Annotated in this window: 17 protein-coding genes and 5 pseudogenes; 12 read left to right on the top strand and 10 right to left on the bottom strand. The window is 68.2% G+C overall.

Translation table 11 applies throughout. The annotated features are described in order from the left end of the window. Nucleotides 1-297 precede the first annotated feature (297 nt). A pseudogene (locus ACLJWH_RS02715) lies at nt 298-691 on the top strand (transposase); the annotation flags it as partial. A gap of 83 nt (nt 692-774) precedes the next feature. On the opposite strand, the pseudogene ACLJWH_RS02710 reads toward ACLJWH_RS02715, so the two are convergent. Together ACLJWH_RS02710 and ACLJWH_RS02705 are read right to left on the bottom strand one after the other, a co-directional pair. After that, a pseudogene (locus ACLJWH_RS02710) lies at nt 775-1,452 on the bottom strand (alkaline phosphatase family protein); the annotation flags it as partial. 350 nt (nt 1,453-1,802) lie between these two features. Next, nucleotides 1,803-2,849 (bottom strand): Lrp/AsnC family transcriptional regulator, encoded by a 1,047-nt coding sequence (locus tag ACLJWH_RS02705; protein ID WP_411139889.1) that lies wholly within the window; start codon nt 2,847-2,849, stop codon nt 1,803-1,805. A gap of 377 nt (nt 2,850-3,226) precedes the next feature. Here ACLJWH_RS02705 and ACLJWH_RS02700 point away from each other — a divergent pair, with 377 nt between their 5' ends. Both ACLJWH_RS02700 and ACLJWH_RS02695 read left to right on the top strand, forming a co-directional pair. Next, nucleotides 3,227-4,516 (top strand): choice-of-anchor A family protein, encoded by a 1,290-nt coding sequence (locus ACLJWH_RS02700; protein WP_411139888.1) that lies wholly within the window; start codon nt 3,227-3,229, stop codon nt 4,514-4,516. Nucleotides 4,517-4,805: 289 nt separating this feature from the next. Beyond that, a complete protein-coding gene (locus ACLJWH_RS02695) occupies nt 4,806-5,645 on the top strand; it encodes a transposase (protein ID WP_411139887.1) in 840 nt (279 codons plus the stop codon). Between the two features lie 85 nt (nt 5,646-5,730). On the opposite strand, the gene ACLJWH_RS02690 is transcribed toward ACLJWH_RS02695, so the two are convergent. The 3 genes from ACLJWH_RS02690 to ACLJWH_RS02680 form a co-directional block, all read right to left on the bottom strand. Then, a complete protein-coding gene (locus ACLJWH_RS02690) occupies nt 5,731-6,648 on the bottom strand; it encodes a cupin domain-containing protein (protein WP_411139886.1) in 918 nt (305 codons plus the stop codon). 70 nt (nt 6,649-6,718) lie between these two features. Then, the gene (locus tag ACLJWH_RS02685; protein WP_411139885.1) at nt 6,719-7,654 is read right to left on the bottom strand and encodes a zinc-binding dehydrogenase; all 936 of its coding nucleotides are present in this window, start codon (nt 7,652-7,654) and stop codon (nt 6,719-6,721) included. 249 nt (nt 7,655-7,903) lie between these two features. Beyond that, nucleotides 7,904-8,026 carry a PmrA gene (locus tag ACLJWH_RS02680; RefSeq protein WP_411139884.1) on the bottom strand — a complete coding sequence of 41 codons (123 nt, stop codon included), beginning with the start codon at nt 8,024-8,026 and terminating at the stop codon, nt 7,904-7,906. Nucleotides 8,027-8,146: 120 nt separating this feature from the next. Between ACLJWH_RS02680 and ACLJWH_RS02675 the strand changes: the two genes are divergently transcribed. Next, entirely contained in the window at nt 8,147-8,380 is a 234-nt protein-coding gene (locus tag ACLJWH_RS02675; protein WP_411139883.1) for a hypothetical protein, read from the top strand. A gap of 131 nt (nt 8,381-8,511) precedes the next feature. On the opposite strand, the pseudogene ACLJWH_RS02670 reads toward ACLJWH_RS02675, so the two are convergent. Together ACLJWH_RS02670 and ACLJWH_RS02665 are read right to left on the bottom strand one after the other, a co-directional pair. Continuing rightward, nucleotides 8,512-9,044: pseudogene (locus ACLJWH_RS02670) on the bottom strand (transposase); the annotation flags it as partial. A gap of 402 nt (nt 9,045-9,446) precedes the next feature. Beyond that, on the bottom strand, nt 9,447-11,087 hold the full coding sequence (locus tag ACLJWH_RS02665; protein WP_411139882.1) for a penicillin-binding transpeptidase domain-containing protein: 1,641 nt from the start codon (nt 11,085-11,087) through the stop codon (nt 9,447-9,449). A 253-nt stretch (nt 11,088-11,340) separates the two neighbouring features. On the opposite strand from ACLJWH_RS02665, the gene ACLJWH_RS02660 reads away from it, so the two are divergent. The 3 genes from ACLJWH_RS02660 (at nt 11,341) to ACLJWH_RS02650 (ending at nt 13,865) form a co-directional block, all read left to right on the top strand. After that, nucleotides 11,341-12,309, top strand: a complete 969-nt coding sequence (locus ACLJWH_RS02660; protein WP_411139881.1) for a LysR family transcriptional regulator — start codon at nt 11,341-11,343, stop codon at nt 12,307-12,309. Further along, entirely contained in the window at nt 12,306-13,175 is an 870-nt protein-coding gene (locus ACLJWH_RS02655; RefSeq protein ID WP_411139880.1) for a serine hydrolase, read from the top strand. The genes ACLJWH_RS02660 and ACLJWH_RS02655 overlap by 4 nt, the downstream gene beginning before the upstream one ends. Nucleotides 13,176-13,313: 138 nt before the next feature. Next, on the top strand, nt 13,314-13,865 hold the full coding sequence (locus tag ACLJWH_RS02650; RefSeq protein ID WP_411139879.1) for a phosphonate degradation HD-domain oxygenase: 552 nt from the start codon (nt 13,314-13,316) through the stop codon (nt 13,863-13,865). A gap of 402 nt (nt 13,866-14,267) precedes the next feature. Here the strand turns inward: ACLJWH_RS02650 and ACLJWH_RS02645 are convergent, their stop codons facing one another. Then, nucleotides 14,268-16,496 (bottom strand): nitrate- and nitrite sensing domain-containing protein, encoded by a 2,229-nt coding sequence (locus ACLJWH_RS02645; protein ID WP_411139878.1) that lies wholly within the window; start codon nt 16,494-16,496, stop codon nt 14,268-14,270. Nucleotides 16,497-17,046: 550 nt separating this feature from the next. Between ACLJWH_RS02645 and ACLJWH_RS02640 the strand changes: the two genes are divergently transcribed. After that, complete coding sequence (locus ACLJWH_RS02640; RefSeq protein WP_411139877.1) at nt 17,047-17,241, top strand: hypothetical protein; 195 nt, start codon at nt 17,047-17,049, stop codon at nt 17,239-17,241. Between the two features lie 390 nt (nt 17,242-17,631). On the opposite strand, the gene ACLJWH_RS02635 is transcribed toward ACLJWH_RS02640, so the two are convergent. Continuing rightward, entirely contained in the window at nt 17,632-19,221 is a 1,590-nt protein-coding gene (locus ACLJWH_RS02635; RefSeq protein ID WP_411139876.1) for an alanine/glycine:cation symporter family protein, read from the bottom strand. Nucleotides 19,222-19,989: 768 nt separating this feature from the next. Here ACLJWH_RS02635 and ACLJWH_RS02630 point away from each other — a divergent pair. Then, a complete protein-coding gene (locus tag ACLJWH_RS02630) occupies nt 19,990-21,291 on the top strand; it encodes a sensor histidine kinase (RefSeq protein ID WP_411139875.1) in 1,302 nt (433 codons plus the stop codon). Between the two features lie 283 nt (nt 21,292-21,574). After that, nucleotides 21,575-21,757: a hypothetical protein gene (locus tag ACLJWH_RS02625; protein ID WP_411139874.1), complete on the top strand. Its 183-nt coding sequence runs from the start codon at nt 21,575-21,577 to the stop codon at nt 21,755-21,757. Nucleotides 21,758-21,796: 39 nt separating this feature from the next. On the opposite strand, the gene ACLJWH_RS02620 is transcribed toward ACLJWH_RS02625, so the two are convergent. Continuing rightward, nucleotides 21,797-22,057, bottom strand: a complete 261-nt coding sequence (locus ACLJWH_RS02620) for a hypothetical protein (protein WP_411139873.1) — start codon at nt 22,055-22,057, stop codon at nt 21,797-21,799. Between the two features lie 2 nt (nt 22,058-22,059). Between ACLJWH_RS02620 and ACLJWH_RS02615 the strand changes: the two are divergent. Both ACLJWH_RS02615 and ACLJWH_RS02610 read left to right on the top strand, forming a co-directional pair. Continuing rightward, a pseudogene (locus ACLJWH_RS02615) lies at nt 22,060-22,152 on the top strand (IS5/IS1182 family transposase); the annotation flags it as partial. A gap of 544 nt (nt 22,153-22,696) precedes the next feature. Next, nucleotides 22,697-22,984 (top strand): annotated as a pseudogene (locus tag ACLJWH_RS02610) (sugar ABC transporter ATP-binding protein); the annotation flags it as partial. Between the last annotated feature and the right edge of the window lie 2 nt (nt 22,985-22,986).

Genomic DNA, 22,986 nt, shown 5'->3' with positions numbered 1-22,986 from the left:
GCTGCGGACGGTGCCGTTCCGCTGCTACTGGGCGTTTCTGTCACATCCTCAAATCAGACGGACTTCGTGCATGAGGAGTGGAGCAAGCGGGCGACCATGGCGGCAGCTTGACAGACGCGAAGGAGCACGTTCGACGCAAATGCCACAATCCTGACAGCCGTAAAACTCGCATATAAGCACGAACCATCTCTGAACGCCCACTGAGAGGTCGTTGAGTCCCTTCCCTCTCGGTTCGTGATCGCTCGTTCGTGGTACTGATCGTCGTACAGGCCAGCTGTTCGACATGTGCACGCCGGGATGCGGGGCACGGAGCGAAGACCGTATCCGAGTGACTTATCGGACGAGCAGTGGGCTTTGATCGAGCCGATGATCAAGGCCCTGGAAACAGGGCCGGGTGAACCGGTCGGCGACGGGAGGCCCTGGGAGCTGTGATCTCCGGGAGGTCGTGAACGCGATCTTCTACCAGAACCGGGCGGGCTGTCAGTGGCGTTACCTGCTCCATGATCTGCCGGCCTGGTCGGCGATGTTCTACTACTTCACGCTGTGGCGCCGGGACGGGCTCGATCAGCGGATCCAGGAACTCCTGCGCTGCCAGGTGAGGCAGAAGGCCCGCCGATTAGCGGACCCGTCCCTGGTGGTGATCGACACCCAGCCCGTGCGTGCGGCCGCGGGTGTCCCGAAGACCACGACCACACCGCTGGCACGGCCCTGGATGAAGGTGCGGCGTTCTTCGATCTGGGAACCGCCGTGGCCGCCCCGGTCAATGTGGCCGTGATCGGTGGTGACGATCACGGTCCAGCGTTCGCTCCCGGCCTCCGGGCGTGCCTCGATGGCGGCGAGCAGACGGCCGAGATATCCGTCCTGGACGTCAATGGCATCGAGATATGCCTGGCCGGCGGCGCCGGAGTTGTGGCCGACGATGTCGGTGTTGCCGAAGTAGACGAAGACCACGTCTATCTCGCCCGCGCGCAGGATGTGTTCGGCGTCGGTGACGATCCGTGCATCGCACGCCGGATAGCCGACACGGTCACCGTCGTAGACCGACTTCTCATCCACTCCGGCGAAGGTGCCCTGGGTGTCCAGCGGCTTCCAGTCCACTGCCATGTAGGTGCGCAGTTCGGGCCGTCGCTGTCTGATGCGGTGCAGGAAAACCGGGTACGTGTCGTAGTCCTTGCCGGTGAAGGAGTTGTTCTTCACTCCATGCTCGTCCGGCCATACGCCGGTGGAGATCGTGGACCAGCCTGGGCCCGACAGAGTGCCGGCCATGGGATCGGCGTACAGCAGGCTGGTGCCGTAGGCGCCCTGGGCCATCAGGGCTTTGAGGTGCGGCCCCGGGCGTCGGCTATCCGGTCGTGCCGGACTCCGTCCATGCCCACCACCAGCACCTTGTCCCCCCTTGGCGCCGGGCTCGCGGCCTGCGGCCCGCACCGGGCCGGCCTGCGCCGTGCCCATCGCGGCCACGGTCGCCATGACCGCTCCTGCGCAGAGAACACCACGTCGTGAGACAACTGCTGACATCCAATACTCCACTTGATCAAAACCGGGCAGAGCTGCCAGCGTCACGTGCGTGGTCGGCAGGAACCACAACGCACCAATGAACAACAGGCCGCCGGTTGTCGACCCAGGAGTGCCGGGTTGGTCTCGCCTCCGTAAAATCAAAATATTTGGGCGGAGGCCAGTGCGTCCTTCAGGATTCTGCCGAGTCAGCTGATCGGACAGCTGCCGAACAGGGCGGCACCGCTGTCATGGGCAGGCCCGGACGCGCCCCGTTACCGCGGGCCCGGTCTCCCTCCGGGCTCGCGCTACCGCTCCCCCTCCGGGGGCGGGGTGGAGGACTGGAACGGCGCCACCCAACCCGTCGCCCGGCCCTGCGCGTCCAGCAGGCGGCCGACGCGTTTGACGGCGCGCACTCCGGTCAGCCAACGGCGCATCTCGGAGTCGGGGAAGCGGCCGGCGATCGCGGCCGCCATCCGGGGAATGTTCTGGACCGAGGGCAGCCACAGACTCACCAGCAGGTCCGCCACTCCCACGCAGGACGCCACCATCCGCGCCTCGGGGAGCACGGTGAAGCCTCGTACTGTCTCCGGCAGGCGCTCCGGCGGTACACGCGCGGCGAGTGTCGTCGAGACCGGCCAGCCTGCGATCTCCCAGGCCACATCGCAGCGCACCGCTATCCCACCACTCGCCAGCAGTGACTCCGTACGGCGCCGGGCCATGCTCTCGCTGATCCCGCAGGCAGCGGCGATCACGGCGTACGAGGCGCGGCCGTCCTCGCCGAGGACGGCCAGCACCTGCTGGTCCACCTCGTCGGCCGGGCGTCTGGGAGGAACCCGTTCCTGCCGTCCTGCCGCCGCGCGCAGGTTGTGGGAAATGTCCGGGGGCAGGGCTCGCAGTCGCCATTGGCTGCCCTCCAGATGGAGCCTGGCCAGGAGAGTGGTGTCGAAGGAGAGCAGTCCAGGAACCGCTGACAGCGGTCCGAGCAGATATTCCCCGAGGGCGGCGCGGTTGGGTGTGGCGATCGTGATGAACAGGTCCCGTTCCCCCACGGTCAGCTCCACCGACAGCGCCTCGGAGTGCTCGGCCAGAGCGGTGGCCGTCTCCAGAGCGCTACCCGGCACACATGACGCGAACACATACGCACCGGCGATGTCCGCCGCGCCGTCGCGTACCTGGGAAGGGTAGGCGCTCGTCCAGGCCAGACCGGCCTCCTTCAGCCGCGCCCAACGCCGGGCCACGGTGGCAGGACTGATCCCCAGAGCCTCTCCCAGGAGAGCCCAAGAGGCCCGGGGGTAGATCTGCAGCGCATGCAGGATCCTGAGATCAATTGGAGTGATACGGGAGGAATCCATCGAGAATCAGCGTAACCGCTACCCGCCATTTCACCCTGTATGTGAATGAAGAGGGCAGGCATGTGCGTATGCCGGGCCTAACGAGCCGAAAAGCCCGATGTATCCCCGTTCCAATGCCCGCCCTGTCTGATGGAGTTGCCGGATCGGCCGCCATTGACCGTGCCGGTTGGTCAAGACGACGCGGTGTCAGCAGTGTCGTGGATGCTGACGCGAATGAGGTGGCGCCCCGGCTGACCAGTTGCCATCCGTCGTCATGGCCGTCGGCTGCCTCACCGGTCAACCCTTGCCACCAAGGTGTCGACCATCGGTGATCATCACGGCTGGAATGCGCTCGTAGCCTCGAGTCCGCCAGCCGCCGTTCTACCGGGAAGTCCCTCATGCTCGCGCGTTCATCCTTGGCCCTGCTCGCCGTTGGCAGCGGGCTCCTCATAGGCCCGCTCAGCGGAACAGCTCAGGCTGCCTCGACGGGCACCTGTCTGCCGTCGCCTCTGGGATCGGCCGGCCAGTACGCCGAGTTCGTCGCCGAATCCTCGCGTCGGGTATCGGACTCCGAAGGCGCGGTCGCCATCGGTGGCGACGCGACCCTCGGTGACCCGGAGCGCAAGGAGGGCTTCTCCGTCGGCAGCCGGCTCAGTGGGAGCGATGTCTCGGCGCTGCCCGGGGGTGTTTCCCTGGTGGTCGGCGGGGAGTTGACGGCAAATCAAGTCGTGCCGAAGCGGGGCAAGGCGGTCTATCAGAAACTCATCAAGGCCCCCGGTGCGAGTTTCGCGATCGACGGGCCGCACCAGGCCGGCCCCTCCCCCGTCGACTTCGCGAAGGAGTTCTCGCAGCTCAGGTCGAGCTCCGCCGCCTGGGGCAAGCTCGCGGCCACCGGAACGGTGCGCGGTGAGCAGCCGGACACCCTGACGCTCAAGGGTGACCGGAGGTTCAACGTCTTCTCCATCCCGGCCGCCGAGCTGGAAAAGGCCCGGCACATCAAGATCAAGGTTCCACTGGGGGCCACCGCTCTGGTGAACGTCCTCGGGTCGTCGTACGACATGCACGCGAACGCCACATATGGCGTTTCTCTGTGGGACCACACCGCGGGACGTTACGTCCAGGACGATTACCAGGCGGGAAGCGACGCCTTCAAGTCCGCACGCAGCAAGTTGCTGTGGAACTTCCCTCAGGCCACCAAGGTCCTCAAGAACTACACCTCTTGGCCCGGAACGATCCTGGCGCCGAACGCCTCAGTGGCGCTGGGCCGAGCGGGTCAGGGCGGGGAGGTCGGCCCCGGCCATGTCAACGGGTCCGTCATCGCCAAGGAGATGACCAGCATCTCCGGTGCGGAGACCCACCACATGTCGTTCCGCGGGTGCATACCCGATCCGGAGAAGCCGGAGAAGCCCGACCCGGAAAAGCCCGATCCGTCGAAGCCCGGCACGCCCGCCCCGCAGACATCCGGCCCTGAGACGCCAGGCACGCCCGGTCCCGGGAAACCGGGCTCGGAGGACGGCCCCGGCCCGGAGCAGTCCAAGCAGCCCTCGCCCAGCGCCGCCCCCGTGGGGAACCTTGCCTCGACCGGCAGCGACAACATGCTCCTGTACACGGGCCTGAGCGGAATGATGATCGCCGCCGGCACGTTGCTCGCCATCCGGTACGCGAAGCGGCGCGGACCGTCCCAGTAGATGGGTACGTGGGCCCCTGGTGCCGACCGACGCCGGGGGCCCACGTCCGTCCGGCGGCGATCGCGCCGTCGGATGCCGACCCATGACGTGCGGGACCCGTCAGGAGATTCCTGGCGGGGTTTCCTCATGGCGCAGAGCTGCTGTGGCCGTACCGTCCGCGGTGTCCCGTCCGGCCGCCCTGATATCCGTCTCGGCATCCATCTGGCTGGAACCCCGGTGTCGGTGTCGCATGCCCCGGCTTGCTAAGGGCTGTCCCGTAACTGCTGGTCGTGGGTGAGATGATCTTGGTGTGGCTGGTGTGATCACGGCGTCGGAGCCGTCCTGGACGGCCCCGTTCACCGGGCTGAGCCCGCGCGCTTTCGGGAAGCTGGTGACGGTGCCGCGGCGGGAGGGTGCGGACGCGGTCCGCAAGGGCCGGCCTCGGAGTCTTCCGTTGGAGGACCAGGCACTGTTGGTCGCGGCGTACTGGCGCACGAACCTGACCATGCGCCAACTCGCCCCGCTGTTCGGGGTGTCCAAGTCGGCGGCGGACCGCATCATCGACCACCTGGGGCCGATGCTCGCCCTCCAGCCCCGCAGACGGTTCGCCAAGGACACCGTCCTCATCGCGGACGGCACCCTGGTCCCCACCCACGACCACACCGTCGCCGAGCGGTCGAAGAACTACCGGTACTCCACAAACCACCAGGTCGTCATCGACGCCGACACCCGCCTGGTCGTCGTGGCCGGCCGACCGCTCGCCGGCAACCGCAACGACTGCAAGGCGTGGGAGGAGTCCGGCGCCAAGGCCACCGTCGGCAAGACCCTCACGATCGCCGACGGCGGCTACCCGGGCACCGGACTCGTCATCCCGCACCGCCGCGAGCGCGGCCAGAGCGAACTCCCGGACCGGAAAGAGGAACACCACACGTCCCACAAGCAGGTCCGAGCCCGCATCGAGCACACCTTCGCCCGTATGAAGACCTGGAAGATCCTCCGCAACTGCCGCCTCAAAAGCGACGGCGTCCACCACACCATGCCCGGCATCGCACGGATGCACCACCTCGCCCTTGCCAGACAGACCAGCAGGCCGTACGACGGCCCGCCGCACCCGAAGCAGCTCGAAGAGCATTTACGGGACAGCCCTTAGCAACCACTCACGGTGACGTCAGAACCGACCTCACCGAGGAATACGCGACACCTCAACATGCGAGCCCATCAGTCCCGAGGCCGGATCACTTGCGAAGTCGAGAACGGTACTCGCCCGGGGCCGTGCCTCGGGCACGTCTGAAGGCACGGCTGAAAGCGTGCGGAGAGGCGTAGCCGACCGCGCCGGAGATCGACTCGACCGGCTCATCGGTATCGCGGAGCCGGACGGACGCCAGGTCGATGCGCCACTGCGTCACGTACGCGCCCGGCGTCTGTCCGAGGGCGGACCGGAAACGCCTGGACAGCGTCGCCCGGGAGACGCTCGTCGCGGCGGCCAGGGTCTCCGTGGTCCAGGGGTGTTCCGGTTGGGCATGGACACATGCCAGGGCGTCGCGCACGACCGGATCACGCATCGCTCCCAGCCATGAGCCGGTCTGCTCCTGCGGGTGGCGGGCCAGCCAGGCGCGTACGAACTGGACGAGCAGAAGGTCGACGATGCTGTTGATGGCGGCGGTGGTACCGATCTGCGGCTGTGCGAGTTCAGCAGCGAGAAGTTCGACGGTCCTTCTGAACTGCGCGTTCTCCCGGGCTGTGACGTGCATCGGCCGAGCGAGGGAGGTAAGGATCGGTGTGCGCACCTCCGGGTCCTGCTCGTAGTGCAGGACGATCACTTCCGTCTGCACCGGCGCCGAGCCCAGCCGCAGGGCTCGGCCATCGCCAAAAGCCCGAGCCGCCGCCTCACGGTCGCAGGAACCCATCGTCACGCTGGCGCCGCCGGCTATCCCGTGCGCGGTGCCCGGCGATACCAGGACGGCGTCTCCGGCCTGCACCTGAATAGGTTTCTCGCCCGTGACGTGGAGCCACACAGTGCCGCGGGACACCACGTGCAGTGCCGCTCCTGGAGAGGAGTCCAGCCACAGGCCCCAGGTTCCTCCGGCCTTCAGCATGACCCCGAGCGCCCCACGCGCACCCGAAACACGCAAGACCTCCGCCAGCACATCCATGGGTCCATTCTCGTCCACCGCCGCGAACCGCCCACCGGCGGGCGAGGCGCATGTGTCCTCGTCCACAGCTTCAGGCCACGTCAAGAACGGCCTTTCCGTGCACCTTCCGCGAGAACAGCGCCTGGACGGCGTCGTCCACGTCCTGCCAGTCGCCTCGCAGTCCGACCGGTGCCGAGAGTCTCCCGGCGGCCATGAGGCCCAGCAGGTCCGTCAGCTCCCCGCTGGTCGGCGTCATGTCGCCGTAGGTGGTGATGCTGCGGGGTTCGCCGAAGCCGAACAATGCCTCACTCGTCGGTTCGCCGGAGCGGCCCGCTGACGGGAAGGTGGTTTCCTGCCCCGAGGAGTAACCGACCAGGTGGATGGTGCCGCCCTCGGCGAGGGAACTCCACGCCTGGGCCACCAGCGGCCCGCCGACCGTGTCCAGGACGAGGTCGAACCGGTCCCCGGTCTCGGCCAGGTCGGTCAGGACCTTGTCGGCGCCGAGTTCGCGGAGTCCGGCGGCCCGCTCCGGCGAACCGACGAGTGCCGTCACCCGGGCGCCCGCCAGCGCCGCAAGCTGGACGGCGAAGTGCCCCACTCCCCCGCTGGCGCCGGTGACCAGAACGTTGCGCGCCAGCAGGGAACGCTTGCGCAGCACCCGGAACGCGGTGACTCCGGCGATCCCCAGCGCGGCGGCGTCGGCCAGGTCGACGCCCTCGGGGACGGTGCCGAGCGAGGCGGGGCTGACTGCCACCCGCTCCGCCCACGCGTGGGGAGCCATCCCCACTGCGACGCGCGTACCTTCGGGCGGCCCCGAGCCGTCGGATGCGGCGCGCACCACGACGCCGGCCGCGTCGTGACCGTGCACAGCGCCGGCCGGCCACTGGTGCACGTAATTCAGCTCTCCGAAGTTGAGACCGATGTGCCGTATCTCCACCAACGCCTCGCCGGTGGACGGTACGGGCTCATCGACATCGGCGAACCGGATGGGTCCGGCCTCACTGTGATCGACCACAAGGGCGCGCATAGGGGGTGTGTTTCCTTCTCTCGTGGATGCGCCTGAACACTCGGCGCGGCAACAGATCGAGTGCGCACATGCCGCACTGCCGCCTTCTTGCCACCCTACGCAGGACCGGGACAGCGACCAGACCAGTGAGAATCAATCAGTTGACGATCTGTGTCAGTGCGACTCGCGGCGCGTCGAGCCCTGCACCCGTCCGGTGGATGACGCTGTGCCGGGCACAGACATGCCCGGCAATGTAATGATCTTGAGGCGTCAGCGCTTCCGTCGGGCGGCGGGGTCGCGCTGGGCGACGTGCCGGGCGACCGCGTCGACGCCGGGGCGGGCGTACCGCTCCAGGGAGGGGACGGAGGCGTGGCGGGAGCGGGCCAGGAGCATCGGGGTGGAGGTGCCGCTCCGCGTGGGCAGCCGCGCGTTCGGCCGGCGCCTCCGGCAGCGCCGGATCGTCGATGACCGCGATGGGGGCGGCAGGGGAGCACAATCGCCGATTCCGCCCCCATGAATCCGGGCAGTCTCCAAGCCCACCTGCGGGAGATCGGCGTCCCGCCACAGCGCGGCAGGACCTCCGCGATCCGCCAACTCGTCCTCCAGGCCCCGGCTCCCGTCATCGCGAAGGCTCTCGGTTACCACGACAAGACAGCCACCCTGATCGAGCCCTTCACCGCCATCAAGGAGTGGGCCGAGACCCACACCGCCGAGATCCACCGCAACCGCACCGCCGCCGGCCTCTGACGGCTCACGGCCGAAACGTTACGCGCGCTGACCATCACCGCTACAGCTTCGGACAGCTCCGCAACGGGGCGGGCCCCCTCCCTCCCCCGTCGGGTGTGTCAATTCAACGGCTGGTCTTGGTTGTTGAGTGATCAGTTGTTGCTCGGGATCAGGCGTCCCTCGAAGGAGATCTGGAAGGCGTTCAAGGGCGCCTTCCAGCACATGGTCCACCGCTTGCGGCCCTTGCCGGTGGGGTCCAGGCTCATCAGCGCCATGGAGCCGCACTTGAGAGCCGCGGCCCCGTTGGGGAAGTATCCGCGGGCCCGGTCGGCCTTGCGTATGCGGGCGTTGACGCTCTCGATCGCGTCCGTGCTGCAGATGACCTTGCGGATCTCGACGTCGAAAGAGAGGAAGGGCACGAACTCGGCCCACGCGCCCGACCACAGCTTCACGATCGCCGGATACTTCCGGCCCCAGGCTTCCTGGAGCTCCCCGAACCGCTCCGTCGCCGCGTCCTCGCTCGGGCGGTGCAGAAGAGCTTGAGGGCCTTGGCGACCTTCTCCCAGCCCTGGCAGGCCGCGTAACGGAACGAGTTCCGCAGCAGGTGAACCACGCACGTTTGAACGACCGTGCGAGGCCAGACGGCCTCGCCCCCCTCGGGCAAGCCCTTGAGTTCGTCGCAGACCTTTCGTGCGGCTGAGTGGCAGTTGGCCGGGCGCCGGAATGCCCGAGGGGGCGTTGACGTCGGTGACCGTGCCGTGTTCGAGGGCGGCCGCCGCTGCGAGGATCTTGAAGTCCGAGCCGGAGGCCCGCACGGAGCCGGTGATGGGTCGACCGCCGACGATAATGCCGCCACGGGGCTCGGCGAATGCCTCGATGCGCGTCCGCCGGTTGTGCGGGTCCCTGGCCGGCTTGTCGCCCCTGGCGGACTGCACCCAGGTGGCCTGACGAGCAGGGCCATCACCAGGGCCCGCAGAAGACGGCCATGTGCCTCAGCGGCTTGTTCATTGCTCTCCGGATGAGGTCTTTCGGTGGTGGCTGCCCTCGTGGGAAAGGCCGGCGCCGGGCCTGGCACCGGCCGGCGGCGTCATGACGGGTCGTCCGGGACGGCGGACAGCAGGCTGCGGACGACAGGTCCCGCGGAGGCGCCGCCGGTCTTCCCCTTCTCCACGACGCAGGCCACGGCGACGTTGCCGCGGGTGGCGACGATCCAGCCGTTGTTGCTGTCGGGGTCTTCCTCGGTGACCTCGGCGGTGCCGGTCTTCGCGCCGACCCCGCCGGGCAGACCGTCCAGGACCTTCGCCGTCCCGTCGGTGACGGTGGCGCGCATCATCGCGCGCAGTTGGGTGACGACGTCCTGCGGAAGTTTGCTCGTGGTCGTCGTGTCCTTGCTTCCACCGGTGATCGTGGGCTGGTGGAACGTGCCGGAGGCCGCGGTCGCGGCGACAGATGCCATGAGCAGCGGGTTGGCCAGTACCCTGCCCTGCCCGATCATCGAGGCGGCCTTCTCGGTCTGGTCACGGGGCGCCGGCACCGAGCCGTCGAACGAGGGGATGCCGATGTGCCATTCCTGGCCGATCCCGAAGTACTTGCGGGCGACGTCGCCCAGTTCCCGGTCGCCGAGCTTGTCGCGCAGGCTGATGAAAGCGGTGTTGCACGACTCGGTGAAGTCCTGGAGGAAGGTGGCGTTGCGGTGTTCGCCGGTCTCGACGTTGTGGAACTGCTTGCCGACAGTGAGGTACTTGGGGCAGTCCACGATGTCGTTCGGCTTGACGGCGTTCTTGAGCGTCAGTGCGCTGGTGGTGACGACCTTCCAGGTGGATCCGGGCGCATAGGTGCCGGAGACGGCGCGGTTGAATCCGGAGGAAGGAGAGTTCCCCACGGCCAGGATCTCGCCGTTGTCGATGCGCAGGGCGACGAGCGCGGCGTCCTTGCCCTTGGCCTCCGAGGTGAGGGCCTTCTCGGCGGCGGACTGCCAGGTGGAGTCGAGCGTGGTACGGATGGGCTGGTCCGTGGGGCGGTCGGGCTTCTTGCCGAAGGTGGCTTCCGTGCCCTTGACCTCTCCGGTGGCACGGTCGACGAGCTGGATGGCGCCACGAGGACCGGCTCCCGCGGCTCCGGCGATCTGGTTCAGCACGGGGGCCAGGGAGGGGTGTTTTCCGCCGGACAGGGCGGCACCCCCGCGGTCGGTGATCTCCGGGCGTTCGGTGTCCTCGCGCTCCAAGCGGAACTTCTCGGTGCTGCTCAGCTTCGGGTGGACGACGGCCGGCGTCCAGTGCACCTTCCAGGTGCCGTCCTGCTGCTTGCGCAGGGGCAGCTTCGAGTCATAGGTCCACGTCCCCAGGTCTGTGACGGGCATCTTGGCGGTGAAGGGGACGCTGACGGTGCCGTTCTCGGACACTGTGGCCTTCGCCGCGGCCAGGTTCGGTTTGTCGATGCTGAGTCCGGCCGTGAAGTTGCGCAGCACCTCCTGGGCTTTGCCGGGGTCGGTGGTGCGGCCGCCCGCGCTCGGCATGCGGCCGCCGGCCCAGTCGGCCAGGAAGGCCCGCGCCTCGGCCACGGCCGCGGGGTCGGGTTCGGCGGCCGAGGCATCGGCGGCGAAGGGGCCCAGCTCGGCGAGGTACGCCCCGCCCGCGACGACGGCGAGCGCCAGAGCCACCGCGGTGGCCGAACGGGCCACGTTGCCGGGCTTGCGGTGGGAGGTGGTGCGGTCTCGGGTTTCAGACATCGGGGCTTCCTGGTCCTTGCTCATCCGTCACCCCTCGCCGCCGGGCGGTGGAGAGATCGGGAGCGTGCTGGTGGTGTTTCTCGGAGACGGCGACGTCGCTGCGCCCGGCCGGTTGGTCTCCATGCGCTCGCGCAGCGGGGAAAACGGCAGGGAAAGAAGCAAGGGCATACCAGGAGAAGACCAGCGCCCTCTGGCATGTGTCCAAGTTCCATATCATTCTCGAATTGATCAATTTTGGATATAGTTGCTGTCTATGGACTTGATGCGGCACTTGGAGTGCTTTGTGGCTGTTGCAGAACAGTCACATTTCGGCCGTGCCGCGGAGCGGCTGGGCATCGCGCAGCCGCCCCTGTCCCAGCGCATCCAGCGCTTGGAACGCGAGCTGGGGGTACGCCTGTTCGAACGGACCAGTCGGCAGGTGACGATCACCAAGGCCGGGACGCTGCTCCTGGACGAGGCCCGTGAGGTGCTCGCTCGCTCCGAGGCACTGCTGGCCACCGCCCGCCGGATCCGGGACGGCGAGAGCGGGCTGCTGCGCGCCGCGCTGCCGCCCGACATACCCGGCGAAACCGTCGCCGCGATCCTGGCGGACTTCCAGCAGCGCCACGCCGGTGTGGAGCTGGAGCTGCGCGAGCTGTCCACCGCCGAGCAACTCGCCCAGTTCGCCTCGCACGAGCTGGACGTCGGGCTGATCCACCACCCCTGTGACGTCTCCGGCCTGGAGCTGGGACCGGTTCTCCGCCGTGAGGTGGGGGTGCTGCTGCCTCGCGACGCCCCGGCCGCCGCACTCGACGAGGTACCGCTGACCGCCCTCACCGGATACGACCTGGTCCTCTTCCACCGCGCCGCCGCCCCGTCCCTGCACGACGATGCGCTGACCACCTGCGCCCGCAACGGCTACACCCCCGCGGCCGTCCGACACGGCCAAGGCTCCAGTTTCGTCCGCGGCCTGATCCTCTCCGCGCACGCCGTCGCCTTCAGCCCGCGGGACGCCCACCCCGCGGGTGTCGCCGACCGGGACCCGGACGTCGTCTGGCGCCCTCTCGCCGGGACCCCACTGGCCTGGCGCCACTCCCTGGCCTGGCCACAGGGGCGCGGCGACACCGTCGTCAGCGCCTTCGCGGAGGCGGCCACCCACGCGCTGCGGAACACCACCGCCATGAGCACCGCCCCGCCCGCGCGCCCGCTCCATCTGCGCCCGACAGCGGAGTACTGGCTGTGAACACGCTCGCCCGCATCCGCGCGGCCTTCGACGGAGCCGGTGTCACCGGCCGGCTGCACGCGCTCGACATCGACTCCGGTGCGGAGATCAACGCGGGCGCCGACCACCCGGTCGTCACCGCCAGCGTGCACAAACTCTGTCTGCTCGTCGCACTCCACCAGCAGGCCGCGGCGGGGCTCGTCGACCTCACCGAACAGATCGAGTGCCCACCGGCCGCCCGCACCCCGGGCCCCACCGGACTGGCCGCCATGCTCGACCCCGTCCGCATGTCCCTGCGCGACGCCGCCTACTTGATGATGGCCGTCAGCGACAACGCCGCCGCCGACGTCCTCCTGGAGCGCGTCGGCCTCGATGCCGTCAACGACACCACCATCCGGCTCGGCCTCACCCATACCCACGCCCTCCACACGTTCGGCCAGGTCCTCGCCACCATCAGGCAGGACGCGGGACCCGGCGGCCCACAGGCACTGACCGATCCGTACGTCATCACCCGGCTGCGCGCCCTCGACCCCGCCCGCACCAACCACAGCACCCCGCGCGACATGACCCGCCTGCTCGCCGCCGTCTGGCGCGACGAAGCCTGCGCGCCCGATCACGACGCCGCGATCCGCCGCCTCCTCGGCCTACAGGTATGGCCCCATCGCATGGCCTCCGGCTTCCCCTTCGACGACGTCCACGTCGCGGGCAAGACCGGCAGCCTGCCGACCGTGCGCAACGAGGTCGGCGTCATCGAATACCCCGATGGCGGCCGCTACGCCATCGCCGTCTTCACCCGTGCCGCCAGCACCGCCGCCACGCTGCCCCCGGCGGACGCCGTCATCGGCACCACCGCCCGCATCGCCGTCGACGCACTCCGCGCTCTGTAGCGGATTCCACCCAGTGGTAACCCCGGCTTCATTCCCGACTGCCAGGCTTTACCCAAGGGTCGGCATCTGTTCCGGATGACCGATCTGCCCGCCGCCCTGCCTCCCCTCCGGCCGTCCTTGAGCGCAGAGGAATGACGCGTGAACCCCATCGACCTGCTCGCCGAACTCTTCACCGGAGAAGGCAGCGCCGAATACCTCGGTGAGGCCGTCACCCAGGCCGAGCACATGCTCCAGGCCGGGGCGCTCGCCGAGGCCGCCGGCGCCCCGCCGCACCTCGTCGCGGCCGCGCTGCTGCACGATATCGGGCACTTCCACGGCGCCGTCACCGGCCGGGATCTGATGGAGGGCGGCCACGACAACCGGCACAGCCACACCGGCGCCGACTGGCTCGCCCGGTACTTCGGCCCCGAGGTGACCGAGCCCGTACGACTGCACGTGGCCGCCAAGCGATACCTGTGCACGGTCGAGCCCGGTTACTTCCGGCTCCTCTCGGAGGCGTCCGTACACACGCTCAAGGTGCAGGGCGGGCCCATGTCCCCTGATCAGGCACGGGAGTTCGCGGCGTTGCCCGGCTCCCGGGACGCCGTCGCGGTACGCCGCTGGGACGAGCAGGCGAAGGATCCGGAGTTCGCGACCCCCAACTTCGAGCACTTCCGTCCGCTGCTCGAATCGCTGCTCACTCACGCGTGAGACGGTGCCCCGGGTATCCGCTGTGAGGGGCCCCGAGCCGGCCGGGGGCCTGTCCGGCCCTCACTGGACCGGCGATGGTGTTCGCGTCCCCCGGCCGACCGCGCCCGGGACCGTCAGCCGCTGGCCCTCTGGGCAGGCTTGGCGCCGGTGAGGCCGATGTCGGTGCAGGACACGTCGGCCTTGCTGTCCAGGGTGACGGCCTTGATCTCGGCCTTGCCGTCCGAGGCCGTGGCCTTGCCAACAGCCTTGTCACCCGAGACCCGGAGCCGGCGAGGGTCAGGCCGTCCGCCGACACCAGGAGCGTGCTGGTCACGCCGGGGGTGCGGGCGGTGAACTCGTCGATCAGCCAGGTCACGTCGGGAGGAGTGCCGCTCGCGGCACTCGTGATCCCGTAGTCGTCAGTCATCGGCGCGGTCTTCCTTTGCCGTCGCGGTCCTGCCGAGCGCGGTTCGCTCCCGCGTGGAAACCGCTCAGCCGACGGCGGAGCTCGGTGGCGTCTCTCCCGGGTGCTTCTTCCAGCTCCGGTCGAACCGCGGTGTTCCGCTCCCGCAGTGTCGCCGGAGGGGTACGGCGCGGGAGTCCTCCCGGCTTCGCTGTCGGTGGCGGTTCGAGGGGAAGAGGCGCGGATGCCCTCGCTTCGTCCTCCGGTTTCTCGCGAGGCCCGGGACCCGGCTCCGGTTCCGCCACCACCGGAGCCTGCGGGCGGGCGGGCTCGGGGTCGGGCCTGGGCACAGGTGCGAAGATGGGCGCGGGTACGGGCTCGCGGTCCGGCATCGGCTGGAAGACGGCGAGGCACGAGGAGGGCACCACCACGGAGGCAGTGGTACCCCTGCCCATGGAGCTGAGGCGGACCTTGACGCCGTGGACAGAAGCAAGGCGACTGACCACGTAAATTCCCATCTGCCGCGTCGCCGAGGCGTCCACGGCAGCGGTCCGCGTAAGGCTCGCGTTGAGCCGCTCCGCGGCTGCCTCGGAGATCCCCACGCCGCTGTCCTCCACCTCGATCAGGACGTCACCGCTCAGCGTCGGACGACTCGTCACCGCGACCCGCGTGGACGGGGCCGAGTACTGCGTGGCGTTGTCCATCAGCTCGGCCAGCAGATGAGTCAGATCGTGCACGATGTGTGCCTGCACGCACACGTCGGCACTCGTGACGATCTCGACCCTGGTGAACTGTTCCACCTCCGAAGCGGCCGCCCGGATGATGTCGACGAGCGAGGCCGGTGCCCGATGCACTCGTCCGGGGCGCTCCCCGGCGAGGACGAGCAAGTTCTCACCGTGCCGCCGCATCCGGGTGGCCAGGTGATCGACGCGGAACAGCTTCTCCAGGACGACTGGGTTCGTCTCCTCACTCTCCATCGCGGTGATGACTTCGAGCTGGCGGTAGACCAGCCCTTGGCTGCGGCGTGCCATCGAAACGAGCATGGCGTTCACGTTCGCCCTCAGTTCGGCCTGTTCGGCGGTCTGCTTGACCGCCTCCCCGAAGACCTGCTCGAAGGCCCGGGACACATCGCCGATCTCGTCACGCGTACCCAGATCCAGCGGAACCGGGCGCAGTTCCTCCTTCACGGCACCGCCCTCGGCGACCGCCGTGACAAGGGTGGGCAGTTCCTGTCGTGCCGCCCTGAGCGCGGTGCGACGCAGCCTGCTCAGTTGCCGGACCGTGGCCTGAACGATCCACACGGCGAGCAGGAACGTGAGCAGCAGGGCGCAGGCCACGAGTCCGCCGTTCCACCATGCCGTTCTCTGTGCCGCATACCGCTCCTGTGCCGCGGTCTCCGCGATGCGGAGCACGATCTGCTTCTCGATCTCGTGCAGGTCGTCGATGATCCGCGTGGCGGAGGTGTTCCACTCCTTGACGATGTTCGCGTCGATCTCCGACGGCTTGATGGTTCCGGCCCTGCCGACCATCGCCGATATGTAGGAGGCGTCGAGGGCCTTCTTGAACTTCTCGACGTCCCCCCTCTGGGCTGCCGTCTCGAACTCACGGAAGGTGACTTTCTGGAGCCGGCCGTGCGACACCGCTTCCCGCTGCTCGGTTTCCTTCACCAGGCCGCGCGAGAAGCCCGCGTTCAGCAGCCCCCGCTGGCTCGAAATGGACGCCTTGCCAAGGGAGAGCGAACTCAGAGCCCAGATGTCGGCGGCGTTGCTCCCACCATTGCGCGCGACCTCCATGGGCAGGCTCAGCAGGGGGGTGATCAGGCCGGCGTACGCCAGATCGGTGGCCACCGGATCAAAGTTCCTCGTATATGCCTTGACCCGCACCTCGGCGAGCCTCTGCAAGCTCTTCCGTGTGTCGGTGACCCGCTGGATCATCCCCTGGTTCGTCAAGCCCACGGCGCCCAGGCCCTGGTACTCGGAAAGCAGCCGATCGGTTTCCTCTCGATACGGTGTGATGTCGACTTTCTGCTGCTTCATAAGGGCCGCGAAGTCCCGTTCGTTCTCAAGGGCGTGTGCCAACTGCACAGCCGCGATGACGATTTTGGTGGACTCCTCGCCGGTCCTCATCTGCTCGGCCCGCTCGAGGGCGCCCTTGATCTCCGATACGGCCAGGGCCAGAGCCAGAGCGATGGGCAGGAGCAGCACGATCGCCATACGGGTCGAGATCTTCCAGTCCTGGGGCAGCAACACGACCCTGAAGAGACGGCTTCTCCCGACTGCTGCCGGACGGTTCTTTTTGTTCTTCATGATCAGTGGTGGCCCCGGGTGCGCGATCCTCGTGCCCCGACGACACCGCGGGACTCCGTGATGCTACGAACAGGGCACCACCGCCAGACCGCGCTAGAGGTCTACAGACGACGCCGAAAGATGACCAAGGACGCCCCACCGCTGTTCCCTCATCACCCACAAGATCAGCCCGTCGCAGATCGCGGCCTTCCTGTACCTGGCCGGCTGTCAGCAGGACAGCTACGTCGACCAGACGCGACAGCAGATGGCCGACGGCATCGGTGCCGCGCAGGACGACCGTGAAAGAGGCCCTGAAGCGGCTCTTCGAGCTCAACTACGTCAGAAAAGTCCGGAACGGGCGATGGCAGGTCAACCCCCTTCTTGTTTCAAGGGGAACAGGGGCAATCAGAACGACGCGATCGTCCCGACAAGGTCCGAGCTGCTGGAGAACACTTTTTCCCGATGGATTAGGTCCGGCGGGATTCAGCGACGCGATATAGCAGGAGATTTCCTTATGGATGTCATGTCCCCCGAGTTGCTGGGGATGCCCGGCCGGCTCCACCTCACCCCCAATTCCCTGCCGGTGCTCGGCATGATGACGCACCTTCAGGAGTTCGGTGGAGCGGTGCACCTGAACCAGGCGGAGCTCGCGGAGAAGCTCGGCCTGCACGAGTACGAGTCGGCGGTCAGCCGGGAAGGCAGCTGCTGACATCACGGAACCTCGTGCTGACCCGTGGCAGGGGCCGGAGGCGCCGGCTCCACCCCGTCATCGCCAAGTACGAATCGGAAGAGGCCATGCGCGGCGCGTTCCTGCGTGCGCAGAGCGACCTCTCCGCGGGAGCCCTCCCCGATATCAAGGCCCCTCGCTATGCGAGGAAGCCGCCGCGCTCCCGGACGGGCGGTCCGCATCTGGCATCCATCGCCGGTTGACCCCCGTCCACCAGCTCGGCCAGGGCCACCTCGGCCAGGGCCACGTCGGCACCATCCCACTTCGTACCGCAGCGCTTCGCCCGCCCGACCCGGTATCCGGGGCGAGCGGGCGAAGCGCTGCGCCGAAACTTGGCCATTGGGCCCGAAGGAGCCGGCCGCCGGGCCCGACTCAGGGACTCCGGGTGCCCGCTTCTGCCGGGGATCCGGCCAGCGCGGCCTGGTCCTCGCGCGCGGCGGCCTTGGCGCGCAGATGGGCGCGGTAGGAGACAAGTTCCCTCTTGACGATGGGCGCCATGAGGTAGAGACCGATGACGTTGAAGAGCGCCAGGACGAACACAAGGGCGTCGGCCAGGTCGAGGACCGAGCCCAGGGTCAGCATCGCGCCGACGATGGCGCAGAGGGAGACGATGAGCTTGTAGGTCAGCAGGCTCTTCTTGCCGCGGCCGAAGATGTCGACCCAGCCCTGCTCACCGTAGTACGTCCAGGTGATGACAGTGGAGAAGGCGAAGAGGACGACCGCGACGGTCAGCACGTAGGGGAACCAGGGCAGGACGGTGGCGAACGCGTCCGAGGTGAGCGCCACCCCGCCCGGCGCGTCCTCGCCGTTGGCGATCGCCTCGCGGGCCGTGAGCCAGCTCTGGGGCCGGGCGATGATGATGGTCAGCGCGGTGATGGTGCAGACGACGACGGTGTCGATGAAGGGGCCGAGCATGGCCACGAACCCTTCGGTGACGGGGTGCTTGGTCTTCACCGCCGCGTGGGCCATCGGGGCGGAGCCCAGACCCGCCTCGTTGGAGAACGCGGCCCGCTGGAAACCGATGATCATGACACCGATGAACCCGCCCGCGACGCCCGAGGGGTTGAAGGCTCCCTCGATGATGGAGGCCACCGCAGTGGGTACCGCGGAGACGTTGACGGCGATGACGATGAGACAGGCGCCGATGTAGACGGCGGCCATGGCCGGGACCAGGCGGGCGGTGACCGCGCCGATGACCTTCATCCCGCCGAGCAGCACCACGGCGATCAGCGTGGCGGTGATGATCCCGAAGACGAGGCCCGCGCCGGAGCCGCCCATCCAGCCGCTCTCGCCGCCGGTGACGGCGCGCAGCTGCGCGAGGGTCTGGTTGATCTGGAACATGTTGCCGCCCAGGACGGCGAAGATCACGATGATGGCGGCGAAGAGCGGGGCCAGGAAACGGCCCAGCCGGGGCATCCCACGTTCCGCGAGTCCGCGGCGCAGGTACTGCATCGGCCCGCCGCGGACGGTGCCGTCCTCATCGACCTCGCGGTACTTCACGGCCAGGGTGCACTCGACGAACTTGATGGCCATGCCGAGGAGACCGCACAGGATCATCCAGAAGGTTGCTCCCGGGCCGCCGATGGTGACGGCCACCGCGACACCGGCGATGTTGCCGAGTCCGACGGTGCCGGATACCGCCGCGGTGAGGGCCCGGAAAGGAGTCACCTCGCCGGGGTCGCCCGCGTCGCCCCCACGCCGGCTGCTGGCGCGTACCAGCTTGAGGGCATGGACGAATCCGCGGACCTGGATGGCGCCGAAGTACAGCGAGAAAACCGTTCCCGCGACGACGAGCCACGCGACGATCCAGGGGAACGTGACGCCGAACACGGTGAGTTCGGCAAAGATCACACTTGAGACGAACTCGGTGAGGGGATGGAAGAGGTCGTTGATCGTTTTCTCGATGCCGCCCGCGCCTTCGGAGGCGAGGAACTGATGGGCGGATGTGAGCTGGTGCTGCATAGGGCGGGTCCGGCTCTCAGCTCGGGCGGCTGGCCTTCGGGTGCCGCCGGGACGTCCGGGTGCGGTGCCGGCCACGGGCCTGTGTCACCGCCCCCTCTCACTGAAGGAATCGTCAAGGAACACCCAAGGGGGATCCAGGGACTAAGGTCCCGCCCACCATGTGCCGCAAAGGACCGCCAGGATGGCATTTCTCCACCCATCAGCTGATTCTTCGGCCAGGACGCGCCTCCCCCGCGGAACCCATCCGTCCGGATCCCCCTCCGCCTTCCGATGCAAGAAAGGAATCCGCCTCAAAGCCTTTACGTGACCCCGATCACACGGCCGGTGCGTCGGGAGGCGTGCGGGAGTCGCGTGCCCCATCGACTCGGCCCGAGGCCGCCGCAGGCCAGCCGCCGCGCCCCGCCCCGCCCCGGGCACGAACAATCAGAAGACACGGCACCCGTGATGCGTGCCCCCACCAAGTGCCCGTACAGGTCAGCACCTTGAGCGTGAGCTCGCCACCAGCGGACCATCCACACGACGCCCCACGCCGACCGTGACCGGTCGGACCGGCGGCGACGGCAGCCCCGGCACGCCCCGCATACGACAGGAGTCCAGTTCTGAATGATTACCTCGTTTCCGGCATGGCTTATGCCGGAAACGAGCAGTGCATGGGTTCATAAATAATGGATCCTGCGGGAACGGAGCATACGGCCGCCGCTCATGGAGGATTCAGAAGGCGCGCTTCATCGTCGCGTTTCACCCATCAGACCCGAGCGGCAGCAGATCATGAGACCTCTCGCGTCACGCGAGCATCCCCGTCGATTCTTCACCGTCAACGCTCTTCACAACGCTCTCGGCGACATACGGAACCCCCGGCTTGTCGACGGTGCCACCTACGTCGCGGCCTGTGTGGCCTCGCTCCTCGCCCTGGCGCAGTCCCACGAGAGCGGCCTGGTGCCCACGTACTGGGAATCGGCCCTGGTCGCGTGCGGGGCATCCGCCGCACTCCTGCTGCGGCGGACAGCTCCCATGCTGGCCATGGCGGCCGTCCTCCTGAGCACGCTGGCCTCCGACGAGGCCACGCCGCTGATCTTCGCCGCGTACGCCGTGGGCAGTTACGGCAAGAGCGGCCGGTGGGCCGCGATCGCCCTCGGCAGTCTCCTGTACGTGGGCACGCGAGCGTGGGTGGAACCTTCACCGGAGGTGTCCGTCGTGGCGTACGACACCATCGTGAAGGTCTGTTTCCCCGCCGCACTGGGCGCGCTGACACGCAGGCGGCGTGAGGTGAACTGGCTGCTCCAGCAACGCCTGGTCGCGGTCGAGCACGCCGTCGACCAAGCCGCACGCCAAGCCGTCCTCGACGAGCGGACACGGCTGGCCTTCGAGATCCACGACGGCCTGGGGCACCGAGCCACCGTCCTCACCTTCCAGGCGGAAGCGCTGCGTTGCTCACCGGGGATGCCGCGTGAGGCCGCCACGCTGGCCTCGGCCGTCGAAGAAGGGACCAGGGGCATGCTCCGGGACTTGCGTGAGACTCTCGACATTTTGCACGGCCAGTCCGACCCCGCGGGCCGCACGGGGCCCTCCTACGCCCAGTTCGCTGCCGCCCTCGTGGCAAACCTGACCGCAGCCGGCATCGACGTCTCCTTCCGTCAGTCCGGCCCGGCCCGGCCGCTCGCAGCGGACACGGACAACATCCTCCGCAGCTGCGGACGCGAAGCACTCACCAACGCCGTGAAACACGGCCATGGCGCGCCCATTTCCCTCCAACTCCGCTTCACCGCACAAGAAGTGTGCCTGGAGGTCGTCAACGGACCGGGCACCGCCGCATCGGCCGCTTTCCCCGGAGGGCTCGGCCTCGGCCTCGGACTGGTCAGCATGCGGGAGCAGACATCCCGATCCGGCGGACGCCTGGAGGTGGGCACCACCCAGGACGGCGGATTCAGGGTGCACATCGCGCTCCCCGCACCGCAGGACTCCCCGCGTCACGACGACGGGACCGTCCCCGCACAGCGGGAACGGTCAGCGGACCTTGTCCCCCGACAGCCCGGAGAGCATCCCGTCGAGAGGGCCCACCCGACCACGTGACATGGGACGGCGACTCCCAACAGCCGTGTGATCACGACAGGTTCACGGATCTGCTCAGCCGTCACCACTCGGCACCTCCACAGAATCCCTGATCTGTCCCACTCAGCGGGCATGGGGTCAGCCGTTGCCTCCGGTCCGGCTCCTGGCGTCGGTGGATGCTCAACGGGTGGCACGGCATTCCCACAAACCGAAACGCCAGGACAAGCATGGAGCGCGGCATCGGCGTACCCCACTCGTTCACCGGGCGGATGAGGCCATCCCCGCCTTCCTCGTTCGGTGGCCGGTGCCGCTGCTGCGGGGCTGTGCCGGGTTCGTGTTCGTCTGGTTCGGCGCTCCCGAACTGGTACCGGGGCTCAGCCCCACGGAGACACACGCGGTCAGGAGCACCGAGGCGCTGACCTTCGGACTGCTCAGTGGCACGACAACGCACATCTCGGCCGGCGCCTTCGAAGTCGCCCCCGTCTGACTGCCTCGACCAGCCCTCGTGACGTCACAGCGGACGCTCTCAAGACCCCTTTCCTGGGCCCTGATCCGGCTCGGATGCCGAGCTTCGCCATGACGTGCCGGTCTCGGCTTCGAAAGTCGGCCGCACCTCGACGGTGTCGTAGACGATGTGCAACGTGGCGATGCGGCCGTTGTCGGCGAGCTCCGCGACGTCCACCACGTTGAAGGGTGCCAGGGCACCGGACGGCAGGCGCCAGTCGAAGTGGAACCAGAACGAGACCAACGGGGCGCTGACCGAACCGAACCTGGTCGATCGCGGCAAGAAGGTACGAACGAAAGGACAGCCACTTCCTCGCCTTCCTCGGCCTCGCCGCAGCGCTCACCTGCTACAAGAAGCTCGCGAAATTCACCACGTGAGACATCCTAGTGAAGATCCACTTCCGGTGCATGCCCTGGGGCAATGCAGGTACGCGGAAATGCAAAGCGAAGCCGCACGGAAAGCTGCCCCCCCCTTTACACCCCCGATGCATCAATAAAAGTGACAGGATACGCGACCCTCGGCAGGATCAACCTTTGACGCCAGAGGTCAGCCTTTGACGCCAGAAGCCACCCTTCGGCGTTCCGCAAATCCTGGCCTTTCCGCCAGACTGACGCCGTCGGCAATGGGGACGGCCGTCATTCCCGGTGAGTTCCCGTCCTGTGGTTGACGACCTCTGCCGACGAGCGGCCCGGCATTCCGTTTCCCCCGGCGAATGCCGGGCCGCGCCATTCCTTCTGGACACCTTGCAGGCGCAGAGCGCCGAAATGGCCGCCGTAGCCCATCGCCCCATGTGCCACGCACAGCCGGACGTCTTATGAGATATCCGATACTGCTTCCCATGCGGCTAGCCGGCGAGGTTATGCGCGGCAATACGACATGGATCGGGATCATTCGAAACCGCGCATCCAACAGCTACCTGGCCTAATCCCCGACGAACCTACCGCCGCGCTGGGTGTCGAGCAGCCCGCCCAGGTCCTCGACCTGGGCGAACGGCTCCGCGAGCGCGGCCTTGGGGTGATCCTCATCAACCACAACATGGCAATGCACGGGCCGCCGCCGACCGGGTCGCGGTGCTCCGCCTGTGCCGCGAACAACGGCACCTTCGAGGTACGCGCCACCTCCCAGGAGGAGGTCATCTCCGCCATCACCGGCGCCACCGACAACGCCGTCACCCGCCGCAAGGCCCGGACCGCCCTGGGGGAGAAGTGAGC

The sequence above is a fragment of the Streptomyces sp. x-80 genome, from assembly GCF_046549095.1.
Lineage (GTDB): Bacteria > Actinomycetota > Actinomycetes > Streptomycetales > Streptomycetaceae > Streptomyces > Streptomyces celluloflavus.
Note: the sequence above shows the minus strand (reverse complement) of the source record. Positions and strands in the feature narration are given on the sequence as shown.

Bases quoted from the DNA above. Each gene is read 5' to 3' on its own strand.
- ACLJWH_RS02685 (WP_411139885.1), bottom strand. From the start codon at position 7,654: ATGCGCGCCCTTGTGGTCGATCACAGTGAGGCCGGACCCATCCGGTTC.
- ACLJWH_RS02635 (WP_411139876.1), bottom strand. From the start codon at position 19,221: ATGCAGCACCAGCTCACATCCGCCCATCAGTTCCTCGCCTCCGAAGGC.
- ACLJWH_RS02665 (WP_411139882.1), bottom strand. From the start codon at position 11,087: ATGTCTGAAACCCGAGACCGCACCACCTCCCACCGCAAGCCCGGCAAC.
- ACLJWH_RS02640 (WP_411139877.1), top strand. From the start codon at position 17,047: ATGGATGTCATGTCCCCCGAGTTGCTGGGGATGCCCGGCCGGCTCCAC.
- ACLJWH_RS02630 (WP_411139875.1), top strand. From the start codon at position 19,990: ATGAGACCTCTCGCGTCACGCGAGCATCCCCGTCGATTCTTCACCGTC.
- ACLJWH_RS02680 (WP_411139884.1), bottom strand. From the start codon at position 8,026: ATGCTCCTGGCCCGCTCCCGCCACGCCTCCGTCCCCTCCCTGGAGCGG.
- ACLJWH_RS02705 (WP_411139889.1), bottom strand. From the start codon at position 2,849: ATGGATTCCTCCCGTATCACTCCAATTGATCTCAGGATCCTGCATGCG.
- ACLJWH_RS02675 (WP_411139883.1), top strand. From the start codon at position 8,147: ATGAATCCGGGCAGTCTCCAAGCCCACCTGCGGGAGATCGGCGTCCCG.
- ACLJWH_RS02660 (WP_411139881.1), top strand. From the start codon at position 11,341: ATGGACTTGATGCGGCACTTGGAGTGCTTTGTGGCTGTTGCAGAACAG.
- ACLJWH_RS02700 (WP_411139888.1), top strand. From the start codon at position 3,227: ATGCTCGCGCGTTCATCCTTGGCCCTGCTCGCCGTTGGCAGCGGGCTC.
- ACLJWH_RS02690 (WP_411139886.1), bottom strand. From the start codon at position 6,648: ATGGATGTGCTGGCGGAGGTCTTGCGTGTTTCGGGTGCGCGTGGGGCG.